Raw genomic sequence first — 21,319 nt, 5'->3', positions numbered from 1 at the left:
CTTTTTCACTAAATTGTTTGATGGTTGTTTTATGCGTGATGCTTCATTGACCCACAGCTTGTTAAGTTATCGGGGACTGGCAGGACTATTGACGTTAGCCAGCATTATTGGCATGAGTTTCGCCTATTTTTATTTGCAAGGGGTGGTAAAACTAGACCCGTGTCCGCTGTGTATCTTTCAGCGAGTGGGTTTGATTGTGATGGGGATTTTTGCGTTTATCGCCTTTTTGCTCAATCCAAAACAAGCTTGGGCAAAGATTTTGTTGATGTCTGGCGCGCTGCTCGGCATTTTGTGGTCAATTGCTGTGGCGATTCGCCATGTATGGATTCAACACCTGCCACCTGACCAAGTCCCCTCATGTGGCCCTGGGTTAGACTATTGGATGGATACGTTGCCGATTGCCCAAGTGTTGAAAGAAGTGTTTAAAGGTTCTGGCGAGTGTGCGGTGATTGATTGGACGTTTTTAGGCTTTAGTATCCCAGAATTATCACTAGGATTTTTTAGCATTTTACTGGTGATGATTGTTTTGGCGATACGTCAAAGCAATACTCGATAACGCTATCGGTCGTGGGTTAAACCCATAAAAAAGGCGATAATCAATCGCCTTTTTTTATTAGCTTTTTTAGTCGCTTTATTCCCATTCAATGGTCGCTGGTGGCTTACTTGAGATATCGTAGGTCACACGTGATACTTCTTTGATTTCATTCATGATGCGATTGGACACGGTTTCAATTAAATCATACGGTAAATGCGCAAAACGTGCTGTCATAAAGTCGATGGTTTCAACCGCTCGTAACGCAATCACCCACGCATAGCGGCGACCATCACCGACCACGCCCACTGATTTTACCGGTTGGAACACCGCAAACGCTTGTGCGGTTTTATCATACCAACCAGATTTTTCCAACTCTTGCATAAAAATGGCATCGGCTTGACGCAAAATATCGGCATATTCTTTTTTCACTTCACCCAAAATACGCACACCTAGACCTGGACCTGGGAAAGGATGACGATAAATCATTTTTTCAGGTAACCCTAATGTCACGCCGAGCTTACGCACTTCATCTTTAAACAAGTCACGTAAGGGTTCAACGAGTTTGAATTGCAAATCTTCTGGCAAGCCACCGACATTGTGGTGCGACTTGATCACATGCGCTTTGCCTTGGTGACTTTTTGCAGATTCAATGACATCGGGGTAAATGGTACCTTGTGCCAAGAATTGAATGCCTTTGCCCTCAGCCGACAGTTCACGTGCGGTATCTGCAAACACATCGATAAAGGTTTTGCCAATGATTTTACGTTTAGCTTCTGGATCGCTAACGCCGGCTAATGCGGTTAAAAAACGTTCTTCAGCATCCACGCGAATGACTTTAACGCCCATGTTTTCAGCAAAGATTTGCATCACTTGGTCGCCTTCATGTAGGCGTAACAAACCATTGTCAACAAACACACAGGTTAGCTGCTCGCCAATCGCTTTATGAAGCAGTGCGGCTACTACTGAGCTATCTACGCCGCCCGAAAGTCCCAACAACACTTGCTCATCGCCAATTTGTTCTTTTAACTGCGCCACACGCATCTCAATGATGTTATCCGGCGTCCACGCATTGGCACAGCCACAGATTTGGTGTACAAATCGGCTAATCAATGCTTCACCTTGCAGCGTATGGGTCACTTCTGGATGAAACTGCACCCCATAATAATGCTTGCTTTCATTTGCCATTGCAGCAATTGGACAGCTTGGGGTTCTGGCAGTCACTTCAAAGCCTGCAGGTAACTCAACGACTTTATCGCCATGACTCATCCAAACGTGTAATTTGTTGGGCTCATCTTCAATGCCTTTAAAGAAGCTATCTTGAGCGGTTTTTTCAATGATAGCAGCGCCAAACTCTTGGTGACTGCTGGCTTCAATTTTACCACCAAACCGATCTGCCATCGCCTGCATACCATAGCAAATGCCTAGTACGGGCACATTGATATCAAATACGGCGTCATTAATTTTTGGGCTATTTTCTGCATACACGCTCTCTGGACCGCCCGATAAAATAACCCCTTTTGCACCAAAGTCGTGAATGCGCTGTGCTTCGATATCGTATGGGTACATTTCACAAAATACCCCTGCTTCACGCACGCGGCGCGCAATCAGTTGACTGTACTGTGAACCATAATCCAATACCAAAATACGGTCTTGTTTGATTGAGTTGTTGGATGTTGACATACAAGCCTCTTTAAATTTAGGTAAATAGCTTAACTGAACCGATGCTAAAAGGTTTCAAAAATTCATGGTTGGTTATTGTATCAATTAATGGCTTTATTTGCTGATTTTTATAGGGTGAAGAATAGCTATATGAATGTTTTAAGTAAAAATTTTTCTTAAAAAATTTCTCTGATAAACAGTCTTTACTTGCGTTTTTTTGTATCTCTTTCACCAATTGATTATCTTTGTTACACAAACATCATCTAATAGGCTTTAGGTTTACCAAACTCTACGAAAAAATTGCTCATACTGCTACAGACTGGCCGCAAAAATTTATTATTATGAAAGGGTAATAACTTAAAACGGTTTTACGAAAAATTGATTTTAATTGATTTTAATTTAACGTCACGTTTAATCGTTTTTCGACAATAAAAATAACAGCCGTATTAAAAATTTTTTCTAAATACTAGTATGGCTTGGATAAAAAAACTTCAAATGAGGATACAATCATGGTAGATAATATTAATAATTCAGACTTAAACCGCGACCCTATCACTGGTGAACCAGGCTCACATCCAATCGGTACCGCAGTAGGCGGTATGGGTGGTGCAGCTGCGGGTGCAGCTATTGGTGCTATTGGTGGTCCATTAGGTATGTTAATCGGTGGCGCAATTGGTGCGATCGCTGGTGGTGCTGCAGGTCACGCTGCAGGTGAAGCGATTGACCCAACTATTGAAGATACTTATTGGAACGATACCTATTCACAAACAACCTACTATAAAGATGGTTATGATTATACCACTGACTATCAACCAGCTTATGCCGTCGGTTATGCCAATCGTGCAAAATACCCAGCCGGTACAACGTTTGACAGTGTTGAATCAGACCTTGAACGTAGCTGGCATGAAGTAAAAGGTAATTCACGTCTTGCATGGGAAGATGCCAAAGAAGCCATTCGTGATGGTTGGGATAGAACAGACGCGCGTATTGCTGGTCAAGAATATTCACCACGTCTTCGTACGGTGGATGGCTATGCAGAAGGTGAAGAAAAAGGTCATCCTGTTGCTACTGGTACAGGTGCATTAGGTGGTGCCGCAGCAGGTGCAGCCGTTGGTTCAGTAGCCGGTCCTGTTGGTACCTTAGTGGGTGGCGCTATCGGCGCTGTAGCAGGTAGTGCGGCAGGGCATGAAGTTGGTGAAGCAGTCAATCCTACTACTGCTGAAGATGCTTACGAAAAACCTCATCCAGTTGCCAGTGGTTCTGGAGCACTAGGCGGTGCAGCAGCCGGTGCAGCCGTTGGTTCAGTAGCCGGTCCTGTCGGTACCTTAGTGGGTGGCGCGATTGGCGCTGTAGCTGGCGGGGCAGCAGGTCATGAAGTCGGTGAAGCAGTCAATCCAACTGAAGCAGGCGAACAACGTAAAGAAGCTAACCCTGTTGCCAGTGGTACAGGTATGGCAGCCGGTGCCGCTACAGGCGCAGCGATTGGTGCGGTAGGTGGTCCCGTAGGTTCAGTGGTGGGTGGTGCAATTGGTGCCGTAGCAGGTGCAGCCACAGGTAATGCCGTAGCAAATACGCTTGAAGGTAATACAGAAGAAGATACCTACTGGCGCAATAACTACAATACCACGACTTACTATACCCAAGGCTATGATTACGATACCGACTATCGCTCAGCGTATGATTATGGTTACCGTGCCCGTCATCATTTTAATACCGCTAATGAGTTTGAAAGTGTTGAAAATGACTTACGCAATGATTGGGAACAATTCAAAGGTAGCTCACGTTTGACTTGGGACCAAGCTCGCCTAGCAGCCCGTGATGCATGGTATCGTATTGAGCGTTAATCTTTTGATTAAGTTAGCTTAACATAAAAAAAGACTTTCATTAATTTGAAAGTCTTTTTTATTTGAATTGTTAAAATCCGAGACAAAAAAGCTGATCTATTAAATTACCATTTTGATGCCGATACCGATTAACACTAGCCCACCAAAAATTTCAGCCTTACTCTCAAGCCACGTGCCTGATTGCTTACCCATAAATACGCCGATAAAGCTAAAAATACCTGTTACCACGGCAATTACCGCACAGGATACATAAGGATTGATGGGGATTAAATTTAAGGTAAATCCAGCTGCCATTGCATCAATACTGGTTGCAATCGCTAAAGTAGTCATGGTTTTATGCGTAATGACAACATTGGCATCATTGGCGATATCTAAAGCAATATTGTGCGGAGTAGAGTCTTGTGATGACGTATCTTCATCATCGTCAGATAAGGCTTCATACAGCATTTTTCCACCAAGCCCTACCAAAATAATGCAGGCGATCCAAGGCGCCCAATTTGCGATAAATCCTAAGATTGAACGTCCACCGAGATAACCAATCAAAGGCATTAAACCTTGAAAGACGCCAAAATATACGCCTGCCATAAGTGCAATTTTGGTCGTATCTTGACGGTGTTTGGCACCCAATCCAATCGCTACAGCAAAGGCATCCATCGATAAGGCTATCGCTAGCAGTAATAAAGCAATCATGTGATATCTCTTTTAAAAATTCAAGCTGAAATAAAACCACCTTATTACAACATAAGGTGGTTTCCATTGTATTAAAACACGACTCTAAAATTGGGTTAAATATCTAAGTTAGTCACCGTTAACGCGTTCTCCTCAATAAAGGCACGACGCGGTTCTACATCATCCCCCATCAGACACGAGAACAAATGGTCAGCAGCAATCGCATCTTCAATGGTGACTTTTAGCATATGGCGGTTTTCTGGATCCATCGTGGTTTCCCATAATTGATCAGCGTTCATCTCTCCTAACCCTTTGTAACGCTGAATCGCTAAACCACGGCGCGCATCACTCATGATAAATTGCCATAGATAACCCATGTCTTTGATCGGCAGTTTTTTATCACCTTTAGCAATATAAGCGGTATCTGACAACATGTCTTTCCACTGGCTGGTCAAGCGATGCAAACGGCTATACTCACCTGAACCAATAAATGCGGTATCTAATAAGTAGGCGTGTGGCAACTGATGGATAAAAATCGTCACGCGCGGTAGATAATAGGTTTTTTGATGATCGCCTTCTTGTTTGCTAAAGGGCTCTAATTCAATTTGTGGGTCTAATCCGTCTGCCGTCACGGCCAGATTCTGCGCTAACGCTTCTACCCAATTTCGCATTTGCGTTTCATCTTCAATCATTGGCATGCTAAGTTTGCTGGTGATTGCCAACGCATCCAATACGGCGCTTGGATATTTGATTTGCAAGCGGTTTTTGATGGTCTGAGTTTGGTTATAATCATTGAGCAAGGTTTCTAGCGCTTGCCCGGTTACCGCAGGCGTACCTTCGCTTAAATGCAGCTGGGTATCATCAATGGTTGATGACAATAAATAGGCTTTTAACGCTTCATCATCTTTGACATACAATTCTTGACGACCCTTTTTCACTTTATACAGCGGTGGCTGCGCAATATAAATATGACCACGTTCTAATAACTCTGGGGTTTGACGGAAAAAGAACGTCAGGAGCAAGGTGCGAATATGTGAACCATCCACGTCCGCATCGGTCATGATGATAATTTTGTGATAGCGTAATTTATCAGGATTATACTCATCAGGCCCGATGCCTGTACCCAATGCGGTAATCAAGGTACCCACTTCTTGCGACGATAGCATCTTATCAAAACGCGCACGTTCTACGTTTAGAATTTTACCTTTCAGCGGCAAAATCGCCTGCATCTTACGGTTACGCCCTTGTTTGGCAGAACCACCTGCCGAGTCCCCTTCCACAATGTACAGCTCTGACATCGCAGGGTCTTTTTCTTGGCAATCAGCAAGTTTGCCTGGCAGACCTGCGATATCAAGGGTGGTTTTACGGCGGGTCATTTCACGAGCTTTACGCGCCGCTTCTCGCGCACGGGCGGCATCGATGATTTTACCAGCAATCCCTTTGGCAGCATTGGGATTTTCAAGCAAGTAAGCGCTAAACTTATCGTGCATGGCTGATTCAACCGCGGGTTTGACTTCACTCGATACTAGTTTGTCTTTGGTTTGGCTTGAGAATTTTGGGTCAGGTACTTTGACAGAAATAATCGCCGTTAAACCTTCCCGCGCATCGTCACCTGTTACCGCAACTTTTTCTTTTTTCATCAAGTTTTCGCTATCCATATAGCTATTTAGGCAGCGTGTTAATGCCGAACGAAAACCAGAAAGATGGGTACCGCCATCTTTTTGCGGGATATTGTTGGTAAAGCATAATACTTTTTCGTTGTAGCTATCTGTCCATTGCAATGCCACTTCGACGCTGATACCGTCATTTTCTTCACTGGTAAAATGAAACACCTCATTTAGCCCAGTTTTGCCCGCATTGATGTAATGAACGAATTCAGATAGACCGCCAACGTGTTCAAACTCATGGCGTTTGTCATCGCGCTCATCCGTCAATACGATGCGTACACCCGAGTTTAAAAACGACAATTCGCGTAAGCGCTTGGCGAGAATTTCAAAATCAAAAATCGTGCCTGTAAAAATATCATCGCTTGGATAAAAACGCACTTGTGTACCTGTTTGCTGGGTGGCTTCAAGCTGCTCGATAGGCGCTACGGGCTCACCATCGGCATACGTTTGGCTATAGTGGTAACCGTCACGCCAGATATCGAGCACCAGTTTTTTTGATAACGCATTAACCACTGACACACCGACACCGTGCAACCCACCTGAGACTTTATAACTGTTGTCGTCAAATTTACCGCCCGCATGCAGTACTGTCATGATAACCTGCGCGGCTGACACTCCTTCTTCTGGGTGAATATCGACAGGAATACCGCGTCCATTGTCTTTGACGCTGACCGATTCATCTTCGTGGATGATGATGTCAATTTGATCACAGTGACCCGCCAAGGCTTCATCAATGGCGTTATCTACCACTTCAAACACCATATGATGCAAACCTGTGCCATCATCGGTATCGCCAATGTACATACCAGGGCGTACACGGACGGCTTCTAAGCCACGAAGTACGCGGATACTGTCAGAACCATAGGCTTTATTTTCTTGATGACTTGATTGGGTAATAGATTGTTGTGTCTGATCGGCTACATTCGCAGATGTATCAGTCATGATGACTCCATAAGTTTTGCATGGCAAAAACGTCAGAACATACTCGATTTTATGGTCAAAATCGTTGATTTTTTTCTTAGTTTTTTGGCGAAAAATAAAGGGTTTATTGTAGCAAATTTTAGGGGAAAAGTCACTGAATATCCCTGCTTATGAGAGGCAAAATAGTGATTTAGCTGAGCTAGAAAAGAGGGAGTTTAAGTTACATCAGTTTGAAAAAATACTTAATCATTTAAACTTAGTTACCTGAAAATGTTATTGGTTTTTATAGGTCGTTTTGAATAGGTTGTGTTTCAAGCGGTAATTGTCTAACACTTCCCTGTTCCACGTGAAACAGTTTGACATTATCCTGCCAAATCTTTTGAATAGTCTCAACGATATTTTGGGTAAGACTGGTGATAAACAGCTGTGAATTCACTTGTTTTAAGCCAGTTAATAACAACATAAGCGCATTATTATCCAATTCCGCTGTGATATCGTCTACCAATACCAAAGGTACTTTATCGACCTGATTGAGTAACGGCAATTGCGATAAGCGAAGCGCCATGACCAATAATTTTTTTTCACCCCGTGACAGCATATCGATGGCAAGCAATGTCTGCTTGTGTTTATGCCCTGCTGCATCGGTATGCACTAAATCTAGCACAATATTGATATCAGCCCGATGGCATCCCATACGCGTATAGCCAAGCTCAATGTCAGACGCTAAACGATTGGCTAAGGTCGCTGCTAACCCAGCTTCAGTATCAAATCCCGGTGTATAACGCAATCGTAATTTTTCGGCATACTGGGGTAAAAATTTTTGCACTTGCGCCAAAAAATGGGGCTGCCATTGTTCAATGATGAGGGACCTTGCTTGGTGAATTTTTTCTGCATGTTGACTGAGCTGGTAATCCCAAGCGGATAGCTCTTGCTGTTGCAGGCTGGTTAATGAGGCGTTGCCAACATTTTGCTTTAATAAGCTATTGCGCTGTTTTAATAGACGCTGATAAGACAGCCAATTGGGATGAAATGATTGTTCCACGTGAAATCCTAACCAATCTAACATTTCACGCCTTGCTTGACTACCGTCCTCTAGCTGTGCAAGGCTCACAGGCTCGAGTAATAGTGTGGGTAGCAGCTGCGCAAGTGGGCTTTGGGTGACAAGCGACTGCCCATTGAGTCGCAATTGCGTGGTAGCGTCTTGGGATTTGGCAATAGCGACTGTTTGATCATCATTGAGCCTAGCAAAAACCGTCGTATCGCTAAAACCATGCTCAATATAATGCCTCGGTTGATGATGGCGAAAACTTTTGCCGCGCGATAATAAATAGATGCTTTCTAATAGTGACGTTTTTCCGCTGCCATTTTGACCCAAGAACACATTACAACTGCTGGGTTGTAATTCAATCGTGTGAAGATTGCGAAAATGATGAATAGCTAATTCAATAATTTGCATGATTTATCTACGTCACTACTCATCACTAAATTGAAAAAAATATGCCCGCTGACTAAATACGCATTGGCATAACCACAAACTCATGTTTGCTGTCGTTGACTTGTTGAACCAATACCGAAGCATTGGCTTGGCTCATATGAAAGTCAATTTCCCCCTGCAATACATTAAGTACATCTAGTAAATAAGCCACATTGAATGATATCTCTAATGGCTCACCTTGGTATTTAACCTCAAGCTGCTCACTGGCTTCATCTTGCTCAGCATTGCTAGCACGCACCATCAAATTGTTATCACCTGAAAAATCAAAAATCACGCCACGCGATTTCTCATTACTCAAAATAGCCACGCGGCGAAGCACATTCGCTAATTGCTCTTGGCTGATACGGGCAAGTTTGTTGGTTGACGACGGCATGACGCGGCGATAATCAGGGAACTTACCATCAATCAAACGGGCGGTAAAAGCCACCATGATGGCATTTTTTAGCTGTCCTGTACTATCGACTTCACCAAAGGGTAGTAAGACTTGTAAAAATTCACGGCCGACATTGAGGGTGATTTTATTGTCTTGATTCGGTAGCATGCGTTTAAGCTCTGCTAACAAACGTTGTAATTCAAGTACAGCTTTTCTTGGTAAAATTGCATCAAGTGCCACGCTCTCATCACACGCTATCACAGTACGTGCCAATGCCAAACGGTGACCATCGGTCGATACTGTCGCCAATTGCCGCTCTTTAACCTCAAACAGCATACCGGTGAGATAGTAACGCACGTCTTGCACTGCCATCGCAAAATGCGTTTTATCGAGCAAATCGACTAGGTCTTCACGGCCCAATTGAATAGGCGTGACTTGCTCGGGCTCACCCAATAGGGGAAAGTCTTGGGCAGGCAAGGTGCTGAGTTTAAAACGACTACTACCGCAGACAATTAAACACTGATTGTCGTTAGCGACAGTGATAGAGACCGGTAAACCGTCGGGCAATAATTTTACGATATCTTTGAATTTGTTGGCAGGAACGGTGATTTCACCTGGTTGTTTACACGCCGATGCTGGCAAATTAAGGGTGGCTTGTAATTCAAGCTCCAAATCTGACGCTACCATCACCAATTGAGAGTCGGTTAACGCCAATTTCATATTTCCCAAAATCACCATGTTATGGCGTTTGTCAGCGGCTTTTGAAATTAAATTAATCGCTTGTAATAACAAATCGCGAGAGATTACTAATTGCATGGCACCGCCTCAAATCAAAATGAATGGTTATAACAAATGGAAAAATTAAAACTTATTATACGGGGTAATTGACTAAAAATCTTTTTAATCGAGTTAACAAAATACTAGGTCTGTAACATTAATTTTAATGAGCGATAATCCTTATCAAACATCAGATCGCTGACACAAAGTTCTTGAACTTTCTCACAGGCGTGCATCACCGTGGTATGGTCGCGACCGCCAAATGATTGACCAATTTCTGTAAAGCTGTTGTTGGTTAGTTCACGTGCTAAACTCATAGCCACTTGCCGCGGACGAGCGATATGACGTAAACGCTTTTTACCCATTAAGTCTTTGACTGAGATATCATAAAACTCAGCAACAACTTTACGAATATTATCCATGCTGACCGCTTGTACACGCATGGCAATCAAATCTTTTAACGCCATTTGTACCAGTTCTAAATGGATAGGCTGATTGAGCAAACGAGAAATAGCTAGAACTTTGTTGAGCGCGCCTTCCAATTCTCGCACATTGGCGATGATATGCTGAGCGATAAAAATAGCGCAATCTTTTGGCAAAATCACCTCTTGCGCCTTGGATTTTTTTTGCAAAATTTGAATACGGGTTTCTAGCTCTGGCGGCTCTAACGCCACGGCCACCCCCCAAGCTAGACGTGACTTTAAACGCTCGTCAAAATCAGTGAGGGCACTCGGGTGTTTATCGGATGCCAAAATCACCTGTTTATTTTTGCTCATAAAATCATTAAGTAATAGCAAAAACTGCTCGCTACTTTTTTGCTTGCCGGCAATCACATGAATATCATCAATAATCAACAAATCGGCTTTTTTAATTTTATCTTTGAACTCATCGATTTTTTGTGTTCTTAATGAATGCACCAGCTGGTTGACAAACTTATCGGACGTAAAGTAATAAAAACTTTTGCCTTGCTTTAAAATCTCATGGGCAATTGCTTGCATCAAATGGGTTTTTCCCAAACCTGTCGCACCATAAATAAACAGCGGATTATTTTTAGATTGACCCAAGTTGTTGGCAGTCTCTCGGCAAATACTATAAGCAATTTGATTGGATTTTGCGGTTACAAATTGGTCAAACGTAAAATGCGGATCGATATACTGAAAGGAGCGTTGCTGCTCAGTTTTTACCAGTGTCACTTTTTGCTCACCAAACTCTTGTTTACTAACGGCGTCGGTGATTGCGTTACCCTTATCAATTTGAATTTGCACCTGAATCGGTAAGGTTGGCTCAAGCTGTTGTAAAATCGTTTGAATTTGACTTAAATGATTTTTTTCAACATAACTGGCAAAGTACTGGTTAGGTACATTGACAACCATCGTGTTATTATGCATCGAGGCGGATAATGGGCGAATCCACATGGTAAAAATATTATCAGGTACTTGATATTTTAATTCGTCAACGCACTTAAGCCATAATGCATCAGCCATAACTTTGCTTTCCTAATCCAAGCATCTTCAAAATTGGTGTAATGTATCATAAAACAGCGATTTTACAAATAAAATTATTGTGGATAACAATGTGGATATAATTGTTGATAAGTAAAAACAGGAAATTACTAACAAGCTATCAACGGTTTATATACATACTTATCAACATGGCAAATATTTGTTTTTTTATTATTTTTAGTTAAATATCCACAGAAATAGACCTGCTTAATAATAATAAATAATACTTATTAAATATATAATAATAAAATAATTTTTTGTGGATAACTTTTGTTGAATGGTATTTGTTATACAAAAATGTTATTTTAAATAAACAAAATAATTGATTGCGTCTGTGATTTAAAGAAAGAAATTAACCAATAATCTTAGTTATCCTTGACCTATTGGTTAAAATTAAGGATAATACTAGATTAACTGTTTTGAAATTTTGTATTTTAACCGCTATCGGTTAAATATCACGTAAATTTAGCCAAGGTGAATCGCATGAAACGCACTTTCCAACCAAGCGTAATCAAACGTAAACGTACTCACGGTTTCCGTGCTCGTATGGCTACTAAGAATGGGCGTCAAGTTTTAGCTCGTCGTCGCGCTAAAGGCCGTCATCGTTTAACGGTGTAATGTCTATTTCTTAACTTGATTTAATGATAATGTTGACATTAAAACAGGTTATAGTAAAAAGCGATATACTTCTTATATCGCTTTTTTTATTGTTATCCTAGAAGTCCGTTCGTAACCTACGCTTAGCGTACTCCCCTACTCTATTATTTCAGCCTATTTTTACCCTATCCATCAAATCTTGATAGCTTTTAATGGTGCTTTGGTATTGATTTGGACTTATCCTCATGACTGCAGACAAACCTTTTAAATTTGATAAATCACAGCGGCTGCTAACACCCAAAGATTTTAAAGCGATGTCGGGTCGTCATACCAAAACTGGTGAAGATCAGTCACAGCATGTTGTCGTTTTTAAAATTCATCAACCTAATCTGTTGTTATTCGTCAAAGTGGTTTTAGCTGATAGCCAAAGACAAGCTGCAGTAAATCGGTTGGGTCTTGCGATTACTAAAAAGAAAGTCAAACGTGCCCATGAACGAAATCGTATTAAGCGATTAACGCGAGAGTATTTTCGATTGCATCAGCACCAGCTAAATGCCCAAGTTGATATTTTATTAACTATCAAGCAGTTTTCCGATGATATGCAAAATCAAGCAATTGTCCAGCAATTAGCGATGGGCTTTAACTTAATCAATGATAAGATTGGAAAGTTGAAGCGGAATTAATTTTAGCGGCAGTTCGTAATATCTTTACTCCAATGAAGGTAATAAAAAATCTGGGTTTAATCCATGGATAAATTATTAGCAAAATTTTTGCTGTTGATGATTATATTTTATCAGCGTTTGATTAGTCCCTGGTTGGCACCTCGTTGCCGCTTTTATCCAACGTGTTCTAGTTATGGTTTAGAGGCGGTAAGATTACATGGCGGGTACCAGGGTGGATTATTAACAGCCAAGCGTATCGCACGTTGTCATCCTTGGGGTGGGCATGGCATTGATTTTGTCCCTAAGCCATTATATCGCTACCGTTATCATTATATTGACACATTGCCGTCTTACTTTTTGGTATATGCTTATCACTATCATTAATTTATTGGGTTGATGAAATTATAAAAACTTGTTGCGAGTCTTAAATAGCGTAATTGAGTCAACTATTTATGGAATATCTTTTTTAACTTTTTTTTAGTAGAATGTCTTCTATTTTTTAATTGTTTTTCCTTTATTAGCAACTAGTGATTTCAAGCAATATCATTAGATAGGATAGCTATATATGCAAAAAATTTTACGGACATTGATTATTATCGCAATGTTAATTACGGGTTATTTGCTGATTCTGGCATGGCGGGATGATTATACCAATGTAAATAAACCCGTGGCGATAACCCCAACAACCACAGCGGTCAGTAGCAATGATGTGCCAGTGGCGGGGACTTCAAGTACGCCAACGGGCGATGTTCCAACCGCAACAGCAACCACACCAACCGCCGCTCCCACTACCCAGAAAACGGGCGCACAGCTCATTAGCGTGATGACGGATAAATACGATATTCGTATTAATCCAGTCGGTGGCGATGTGGTGTACGCCGCGCTTCGAGAGCAGACTCAAACATTAGATAGCAAACAGCCATTTGTACTCCTTGAAGAAGATAGTAATCGCGTATATGTGGCTCAGTCAGGGTTGATTGGCGCCAATGGTATTGATAATAGCAATGGTCGTGCGATTTTTACCGCGCCTAGTAACCAATTTGTCATGCAGCCCAATCAAGCCGAATTGGTCGTTCCTTTAACTTATCAAAAAGATGGTGTAACTATCATCAAATCGTATAAGTTTACCAAAGGTCAATATCCTATCAACGTTAGCTATAACATCACCAATAACGGCACGCAGCCTTGGCAAGGACAAATGTATGCGCAGTTAAAACGTGATAATAGTGAAGACCCGGGTAAAGGTGACAAAGGCGCAATTAGCCTATCGACTTACCTAGGGGGCGCATGGGGTACACCAGATCAGCCTTATAACAAACTCAAGTTTGGTAATTTCAATGAGGGTTTAAAAGCCAGCAGTGATAAAGGCTGGATTGGCATGGTACAGCACTATTTCGTCACCGCTTGGATGCCAAAGGATTACACAGCAAATTTTTATAGCCGTGAAGCTGGCAAAGATCACATCATCGGGTTTACCAGTAACCCTGTGTCAGTTGCTCCCAACAAACAAGTGACATTAACGTCTGCCTTGTATGCCGGTCCAAAAATTCAAACCAACTTAAAACCTTTGGCAGAGGGGTTAGATAAAACTGTTGATTACGGTATTTTATGGCCGATTTCAAAAGTGCTATTTTGGATTTTGGATAATGTGCATAAAGTATTGGGCAACTGGGGTTGGTCAATTATTGTACTCACTTTATTGGTTAAAATCGCATTGATGCCAATTGCCAATAAAAGCTATCACTCGATGGCAAAAATGCGCGCAGTTGCCCCAAGGTTGCAAGCCTTAAAAGAAGAATATGGTGATGACCGTATGCGTATGTCACAAGAGATGATGCGCATCTACAAAGAAGAACAAGTCAATCCGATGGCAGGTTGTTTACCTGTATTGCTGCAAATGCCGATTTTCCTGGCGTTGTATTGGGTACTGGTCGAATCGGTCCAATTACGCCATGCCCCTTGGATTGGTTGGATTCGTGACTTATCATCTATGGATCCATTGTTTATCTTGCCACTGATTATGGGCGCGGCGATGTTTTTCCAGCAGATGCTAAACCCACAGCCGCAAGATCCTATGCAAGCCCGTGTGATGAAATTTATGCCGATTATTTTCACCGTGTTTATGCTATTTTTCCCAGCGGGTCTAGTGCTTTATTGGACGGTCAACAACTTGTTTAGTATGGCGCAGCAATACTTTATCAATAAAAAAGTTGAGCGTGAGCAAGCAGCAAAAGAGGCAGCACGTAACGTGGTTTAAATCTATCGTACCTTAATTTAATACTTTAACCGCCCTTTAAACATTTGTTTAAAGGGTTTTTTTTGGCAAAAAATAATCATGTTGTAATCAGTGAACGGATGTTAAAATATCAGCATTAAGTCAATGCTGACTACCCAAAATGTTAGATTGTAAAAAATTATGTTAAATAACTCTCAGACAGCGCTTACTTCAACCATTGCCGCCATTGCAACACCAATCGGTCGTGGCGGGGTTGGTGTGATACGCCTATCAGGTCCAAACAGTTACCAAATTGCCTTGGCGTTAACCGGTCGTCAAGCTTTCAAACCGCGATTTGCCCATTTTTGCCGATTTTATGATAGTGATGATATGGTGATTGATGAGGGATTGGTGTTATATTTCCCTGCCCCCCATTCTTTTACCGGTGAAGATGTGATTGAGTTGCAAGGTCACGGTGGTATGATTTTGCAGCAGCAGCTTTTGACCCGTGTGTTTGAATTGGGTGCAAATCAAGCGGTAGCGGGCGAGTTTTCAGCGCGGGCTTTTGATAATGATAAGCTTGATTTGGTACAAGCAGAAGCGATTGCTGATGCCATTGATGCCACCAGTGTGGCTGCCGCAAAAAGTGCCATGCGCTCATTGACCGGTGAGTTTTCACAAAAAATTAATGCGCTGCTTGAGCAGTTAATTCAGCTACGGCTGTATGTTGAAGCCGCTATTGATTTCCCCGATGAAGAAGGGGTTGATTTTTTGGCAGATGAGCATATCGCCAAGCAATTACGCCAAGTTTGTGAGCAATTAAACAATGTGTTAGCCACTGCCAAACAAGGGCAATTACTGCGAGATGGTGTCTCAGTTGTGATTGCCGGGCGACCCAATGCGGGAAAATCTAGCTTGCTCAATCGCCTAGCAGGTCAAGAGCGTGCGATTGTGACCGATATTGCCGGGACAACTCGCGATATTTTGCAAGAAACCATTGTGTTAAACGGCCTAACGCTAAATTTGACCGATACTGCTGGGCTGCGCCAAACCGATGATATCGTTGAACAGGCGGGCATTGAGCGAGCACGACAAGCCATCACCCAAGCTGATTTACTGCTTATGGTGTATGATGCGCACCGTGAGCATGAGCCGTTACGATTGGCGACCGAATTATTTGGTAGCTTACCCAATGCCAATTCGATATTAATGATTGCCAACAAAATTGATTTATCCGACAATTACCAAAATTTGCCCAAGCAATTTTCATCACAAGCGCAGATTTATTACCCCGTCTATGTGTCTTGTAAATATGGTACAGGGCTTGAAGAATTGGTCAATCAAATCTGTGATAAAGTCGGTTTTCATCCCCCTGAAAATAGCTTGATTGCACGAACCCGCCATCTTGATGCGCTGCGCCGTACCCAAATGGCGCTGCAAGAAGCCGATGAGCAATTGCATTTGTTTCATGCCGGTGAATTGGTGGCGGAAAGCCTACGCCAAGCACAGATTAGCCTCAACGAAATCACCGGTGAATTTACCGCCGATGATTTATTGGGTAAGATTTTTGGCAGTTTTTGTATTGGTAAATAAATTAAAAGGTTTAAACTTAGCTAGGAAATCGCATGCACTGTCCATTTTGTAATGCTGAAGATACCAAAGTCATTGATTCAAGACTCGCGGCAGAAGGTGCGCAGGTACGCCGTCGTCGTCAGTGTACCGCGTGCCAAGAGCGATTTACCACCTTTGAAATTATCGAAGCGGTCATGCCCCGTATCATCAAATCCAATGGGCGTATCGAGCCGTATGATGGACAAAAACTGCGTCGCTCAGTGCAGCTACCGTTACAAAAACGTCCAATATCAACCGATAACATTGAAGCCATGATTAGCCGTATTGAAAAACAGCTCAGGCAGCTCGGTGAGCGTGAGGTGCCAAGTAAAATTTTAGGTGAAATCGTCATGAAAGAGCTAAGCCAAATTGACGATGTCGCCTATGTTCGATTTGCTAGCGTATATCGTGATTTTCAAGATATTGAAGCCTTCAAACACATGGTGTCAAACCTCACCACGGACGCCAATAAACAAGAAATTGATCAACGTATCGAAGATTTGACTCACCCACACAAGCTCAAACATCTACAATCCTAAGTTTTATTATGACGGCAACTTTATCCCCTGCTGAGCGCTATCAGCACCAATACTATATGTCACGCGCCATTGAGCTGGCTAAAAAAGGACGTTTCACCACCCGTCCCAATCCTAGTGTCGGCTGTGTCATTGTCAAAGATAATCAAATCATTGGCGAAGGTTTTCACTATCAAGCAGGACAACCCCACGCCGAAGTTTTTGCCCTTCGCCAAGCGTATGAGCATGATGCCAAGCAATTGCAAGGTGCAACAGCATATGTCACCCTTGAGCCTTGTAGCCATCATGGACGTACCCCGCCCTGTGCTGATGCGCTAATCAAAGCGGGTATCAGCCGTGTTGTGATTGCTGTTGTCGATCCTAATCCTAAAGTCGATGGTGGCGGTATTGCCAAACTGCAGCAGGCGGGTGTCGAAGTCATTACCGGTATTTGTGAGCAAGCGGCTTATCAATTAAATGAAGGCTTTTTTAAGGTCATGCGTGGCGGCTTGCCTTTTGTGCGCTTAAAGATAGCGACAAGTCTGGATGGACGCACTGCGATGGCAAATGGTGAGTCAAAATGGATAACCAGCGACCAATCACGCGAGGATGTACAGCGTTTACGAGCGCAGGTAGGGGCGATTATCACGGGTAGCGAAACCATCCTACAAGACCATCCTGCGCTAAATATCCGTAGTCAGCAATTAGGGGTAAATTTAGACGATATACCACAGCCGCTATTGGTAGTGCTAGACCGTCGTAAACGTATCCAAATGACGGATACATGGTATCAAAGCCAAATCACCCATCGTCCCGTCTTGCTTATCCAAGATTCAACTATGAGTTTAACCACACTACTCAACACTTTAAAAGACAATTACCAAATTAACGATGTGCTAGTTGAAGCAGGTGCAACGGTCGCTGCTAGTTTCTTACAACAAGGTCTAGTGGATGAATTAGTCGTGTATCAAGCGCCATGCTTTTTGGGTAACAGTGCTAAGCCCATGATTAACTTTAATGCACAGCATATCCACCAGCAAATTATCGCTTCGTTAGTTTCACATGAAACAATGGGGACTGATATCAAATTAACCTATCGTTTTGATAAGTAAATACACATAATGGGTTGGACAAATCTCGCTGAAAATAAATAGTTAAATTATTATATTTTTCGCTTTTTAAAACTTATCCACATTGTTAGCTAAATTTAATGAAAGCGTTAAAAGTAGATTTTCTTTGTGGATAAGTGTTTCACATGAAACAGTCATTAAAGCTATGTTTTACTACAATACTAGACTATAAGCGGTGTTTCACATGAAACATAGTACAAAACACCCGTAATCTATCACAATTAAGACCAGTGGATAAGTAGATAAATAAGGTCATAAGTAGTCTATGATGGTAAGTTATCCACCAAAAGCTACCTCTATCATTTTAATTTTTTGAACGCCTGATGACCAATTTAAATTATATCTGAGAGCTGATTATAATTTAATTATTCTAAATAATATTTTATGTTTGTGATAGTTGTAAAAGTACATTAAAATGCATTAATATTATAAATAAATAGGATAAACAATGTTCACAGGTATTATTGAAGCTACTGGAAAAATTGTTGCCATTACGCCAACACAGGGTGATATACGCTTAAAAGTTCAATCTGACTATTTGGACTTTGCTGATGTTAAATTAGGTGACTCGATTGCAAGTAACGGGATTTGTCTCACTGTTGTAGAGCAAGGTAAAGACTGGTATGCTGTTGATGTTTCACGTGAAACACTCAATAAAACAGCGATGCAACAATGGCGAGTTGGCGATGTAGTAAACCTTGAAAAAGCCATGTTGCCTACTACACGATTTGGCGGGCACATTGTCACCGGTCATGTTGATACCACGGGTACGGTTAAACTGATAAAAAATGATTCGCGCTCGATTTATATAGAAATTGAGATTCCAAGCGAGTTTACCAAATATGTCGCTACCAAGGGTTCTGTAACAGTCGATGGTATTAGCCTGACCAGTAATTTGGTGGAAGGTAATGTGATTAGTTTAAATATCATCCCTCATACAGCGCAGGTCACCAACATAAGCAGACATTGGAAAGTAGCAACAAAAGTCAACATCGAGGTGGATGTGGTAGCTAGATATTTAGAAAAACTTCTTGTGTCAACACCAGACAACCTCTCAAATTCTAACCATGAAGGCATTACATTAAGCTTCCTACAACAAAATGGGTTTAGCAAATAGAGCGCAACTGCTTTATAATGATGGACAAAGAACCACCAACCAATTTACTTTTAAAACTCGACCCTCATAACGTTTTGCTTCAAACAAAAAAAGACCAAGTTAACCTGGTCTTTTTTTATTGTCTCAGACCATGTAATGATTGATGGCTTCGATGAGTTTTTGCTTGTTGATAGGCTTGGTCAAAAAACTGTCCATGCCCGCTTCTAAACAGATATTTCTATCATCATCAGAATCATTGGCGGTTAAGGCAACAATCGGCACACTATCTTTATTGAGGCGAATAATACGCGTTGCTTCAATACCATCTAGAATTGGCATGCGACAGTCCATCAACACAAGGCCGATTTGCTGACGATTTTCGCTGAGTAACTTAACTGCTTGCTCGCCATCGGATGCTACAAGATAGCGATAACCCAAGGCTTCCAAATGCTTTTTGGCAATTTTTTGATTAACCGGGTTGTCTTCTGCTATCAATATCAATTTTTGGCTAGAAGAATGCGCATCGTTTGGGCTCTCAAGATTGGTGTGACCCTCATCAACCACTTGAATTGGTCCATCCAATAACAGATTAGAATTATTAACGGGGGGCGTTGCGGATGCTACGTTAACGCTAGAATTAGAGGGGCGGGGGTACTGCTGCAAAAATTGCTTAAAGGCTAGTTGTACGGGCAGATGGGTATTGGTTTTTTCTTTTTTGATTTTTAACTCATATAGATGATTCACCTCAGCAATCAGCATGCTTAAAGACGCAGGTTTTTGCAAATACCCATCAAATTGTAATTGCAGCTCGGGTGGCAGAGTTTTAGGTGATTCAATACTTAAAATAATTTTAATCGCATCATTATAAAAATGAATATTATTTAATAAATGGTTGTTGGCTTTGAGTGCTGCATCATCAATCACAAAGACAGGAACCAAGCCTTGCAAATTAAGGTTATTAATCGTATTGATAACGGTTTCATCAATAGTTGTGAAGATATGGTGCGATAATTCCACATAATTTAAAACTTTATTCGCTCGCTCAAAGATAGAAAATGGCGAGATAAGAATGAGTGTTACCCTTAAATTCCTGGTTTTATGTTGGTAAACAGGTTGCAGACTAAACTTTGGAATCGGTAAAAATAATTGGAATTCACTGCCTTGACCAAATTGACTTTCTAAATGAATAAAGCCACCCAATAAATGTGAAAAACTATTGGAAATAGCTAAACCAAGTCCTGTACCGCCAAACTGCCGACTAATGGAATCATTGGCTTGTTCAAAGTAGGAAAATAATTTTTGTTGGTCTTTTTCGCTAATACCTAAACCGGTATCTTTTACCGTTATTTTTAACCAATCTTTGCTGACAGTCATATTTTGGCTGGTTTTAGCCGCGATTAATGGGTGACGGCTATCGGTTTTATCAACCGTGATAGCCACGTAGCCCTCTTTGGTAAATTTTACCGCATTGGTCAATAAGTTTAAAATAATTTGGCGTAATTTGCCCTCATCACAATCAATAAAACGTGGGGTAAATGGGTCCACAAAAATATACAGACTAATTTTTTGACGTCGGGCGTTACCAACCATCAGTCCAGTGGTTTGGCGTAGTAACTGCAAGAGATCAATAGACGTGACATTGGTTTGTAGCCTGCCTGCGTCTAATTTGGCCACATCAAGCATATCATTGAGCAGTTGAATCATGGTATAGCTAGATTGTTGCAGGGTTGCGATGGTTTCTTGTTGCTCGCTATTAAACTGTGCTTTATCTTCAGCAAGTAGATCTATCATGCCGACTAGACCACTGAGTGGAGTACGCAATTCATGCCCCACTACCGCCCACATTTTATTAAAATTGGTTAGTTTATCAGTAGTAAATTTATCTTCGACCCACGCTTTTTGCAGCTTATCGTGATAATCGGTGGTATCTTGTAAGCCACAGCTATAACCTTGTAGTTGACCAAAACGGTTATAATACGGGGTAATGCGTAAATCAAAATACAGATTTCGCTGTAGATTGGTCACGGGTAAGGTCGCATAAGTCTGAATAT

General features: G+C 41.7%; 16 protein-coding genes and 2 pseudogenes. 11 read left to right on the top strand and 7 right to left on the bottom strand.

Annotated elements, in window-relative coordinates:
• Positions 1 to 31 precede the first annotated feature (31 nt).
• Entirely contained in the window at positions 32 to 556 is a 525-nt protein-coding gene (locus tag RT034_RS09875) for a disulfide bond formation protein B (RefSeq protein WP_313016290.1), read from the top strand.
• Between the two features lie 75 nt (positions 557 to 631).
• On the opposite strand, the gene guaA is transcribed toward RT034_RS09875, so the two are convergent.
• On the bottom strand, positions 632 to 2,215 hold the full coding sequence (gene guaA / locus RT034_RS09870) for a glutamine-hydrolyzing GMP synthase (RefSeq protein ID WP_313016288.1): 1,584 nt from the start codon (positions 2,213 to 2,215) through the stop codon (positions 632 to 634).
• Between the two features lie 488 nt (positions 2,216 to 2,703).
• Here guaA and RT034_RS10850 point away from each other — a divergent pair.
• Positions 2,704 to 3,168, top strand: a pseudogene (locus tag RT034_RS10850) (hypothetical protein); the annotation flags it as partial.
• A gap of 48 nt (positions 3,169 to 3,216) precedes the next feature.
• Positions 3,217 to 3,597 (top strand): annotated as a pseudogene (locus RT034_RS10845) (glycine zipper domain-containing protein); the annotation flags it as partial.
• A gap of 540 nt (positions 3,598 to 4,137) precedes the next feature.
• Here RT034_RS10845 and RT034_RS09860 read toward each other — a convergent pair.
• From RT034_RS09860 to dnaA, 5 genes are all read right to left on the bottom strand, one after another.
• Positions 4,138 to 4,728, bottom strand: coding sequence for a manganese efflux pump MntP (locus RT034_RS09860; protein WP_313016285.1), 591 nt, complete (start codon positions 4,726 to 4,728; stop codon positions 4,138 to 4,140).
• Positions 4,729 to 4,823: 95 nt separating this feature from the next.
• Positions 4,824 to 7,316 carry a DNA topoisomerase (ATP-hydrolyzing) subunit B gene (gene gyrB, locus RT034_RS09855; protein WP_313016283.1) on the bottom strand — a complete coding sequence of 831 codons (2,493 nt, stop codon included), beginning with the start codon at positions 7,314 to 7,316 and terminating at the stop codon, positions 4,824 to 4,826.
• A 262-nt stretch (positions 7,317 to 7,578) separates the two neighbouring features.
• Positions 7,579 to 8,751, bottom strand: a complete 1,173-nt coding sequence (gene recF, locus RT034_RS09850; RefSeq protein ID WP_313016281.1) for a DNA replication/repair protein RecF — start codon at positions 8,749 to 8,751, stop codon at positions 7,579 to 7,581.
• 52 nt (positions 8,752 to 8,803) lie between these two features.
• On the bottom strand, positions 8,804 to 9,979 hold the full coding sequence (gene dnaN, locus RT034_RS09845; RefSeq protein WP_065253946.1) for a DNA polymerase III subunit beta: 1,176 nt from the start codon (positions 9,977 to 9,979) through the stop codon (positions 8,804 to 8,806).
• Between the two features lie 104 nt (positions 9,980 to 10,083).
• On the bottom strand, positions 10,084 to 11,424 hold the full coding sequence (gene dnaA, locus RT034_RS09840) for a chromosomal replication initiator protein DnaA (RefSeq protein ID WP_313016278.1): 1,341 nt from the start codon (positions 11,422 to 11,424) through the stop codon (positions 10,084 to 10,086).
• 501 nt (positions 11,425 to 11,925) lie between these two features.
• On the opposite strand from dnaA, the gene rpmH reads away from it, so the two are divergent.
• The 8 genes from rpmH (at position 11,926) to RT034_RS09800 (ending at position 19,289) form a co-directional block, all read left to right on the top strand.
• Entirely contained in the window at positions 11,926 to 12,060 is a 135-nt protein-coding gene (gene rpmH / locus RT034_RS09835) for a 50S ribosomal protein L34 (RefSeq protein WP_050326012.1), read from the top strand.
• A gap of 224 nt (positions 12,061 to 12,284) precedes the next feature.
• Positions 12,285 to 12,722, top strand: a complete 438-nt coding sequence (gene rnpA, locus RT034_RS09830) for a ribonuclease P protein component (protein ID WP_060994940.1) — start codon at positions 12,285 to 12,287, stop codon at positions 12,720 to 12,722.
• 63 nt (positions 12,723 to 12,785) lie between these two features.
• Positions 12,786 to 13,085, top strand: coding sequence for a membrane protein insertion efficiency factor YidD (gene yidD, locus RT034_RS09825; RefSeq protein ID WP_313016274.1), 300 nt, complete (start codon positions 12,786 to 12,788; stop codon positions 13,083 to 13,085).
• A 181-nt stretch (positions 13,086 to 13,266) separates the two neighbouring features.
• Positions 13,267 to 14,958, top strand: coding sequence for a membrane protein insertase YidC (gene yidC, locus RT034_RS09820; RefSeq protein ID WP_313016271.1), 1,692 nt, complete (start codon positions 13,267 to 13,269; stop codon positions 14,956 to 14,958).
• A 159-nt stretch (positions 14,959 to 15,117) separates the two neighbouring features.
• The gene (gene mnmE, locus RT034_RS09815) at positions 15,118 to 16,509 is read left to right on the top strand and encodes a tRNA uridine-5-carboxymethylaminomethyl(34) synthesis GTPase MnmE (RefSeq protein ID WP_313016269.1); all 1,392 of its coding nucleotides are present in this window, start codon (positions 15,118 to 15,120) and stop codon (positions 16,507 to 16,509) included.
• Between the two features lie 32 nt (positions 16,510 to 16,541).
• Positions 16,542 to 17,066, top strand: coding sequence for a transcriptional regulator NrdR (gene nrdR, locus RT034_RS09810; RefSeq protein ID WP_313016266.1), 525 nt, complete (start codon positions 16,542 to 16,544; stop codon positions 17,064 to 17,066).
• Between the two features lie 8 nt (positions 17,067 to 17,074).
• A complete protein-coding gene (gene ribD, locus RT034_RS09805) occupies positions 17,075 to 18,154 on the top strand; it encodes a bifunctional diaminohydroxyphosphoribosylaminopyrimidine deaminase/5-amino-6-(5-phosphoribosylamino)uracil reductase RibD (RefSeq protein ID WP_313016264.1) in 1,080 nt (359 codons plus the stop codon).
• A gap of 466 nt (positions 18,155 to 18,620) precedes the next feature.
• Positions 18,621 to 19,289 carry a riboflavin synthase gene (locus RT034_RS09800; RefSeq protein WP_313016261.1) on the top strand — a complete coding sequence of 223 codons (669 nt, stop codon included), beginning with the start codon at positions 18,621 to 18,623 and terminating at the stop codon, positions 19,287 to 19,289.
• A gap of 123 nt (positions 19,290 to 19,412) precedes the next feature.
• Here the strand turns inward: RT034_RS09800 and RT034_RS09795 are convergent.
• The coding region (locus RT034_RS09795) for a response regulator (protein ID WP_313016259.1) at positions 19,413 to 21,319 on the bottom strand (1,907 nt) is incomplete at its 5' end.

This window comes from Moraxella sp. CTOTU48841 (assembly GCF_032061225.1).
GTDB lineage: Bacteria > Pseudomonadota > Gammaproteobacteria > Pseudomonadales > Moraxellaceae > Faucicola > Faucicola cinerea.
This window is presented reverse-complemented; position numbering and strand designations above follow the sequence as displayed.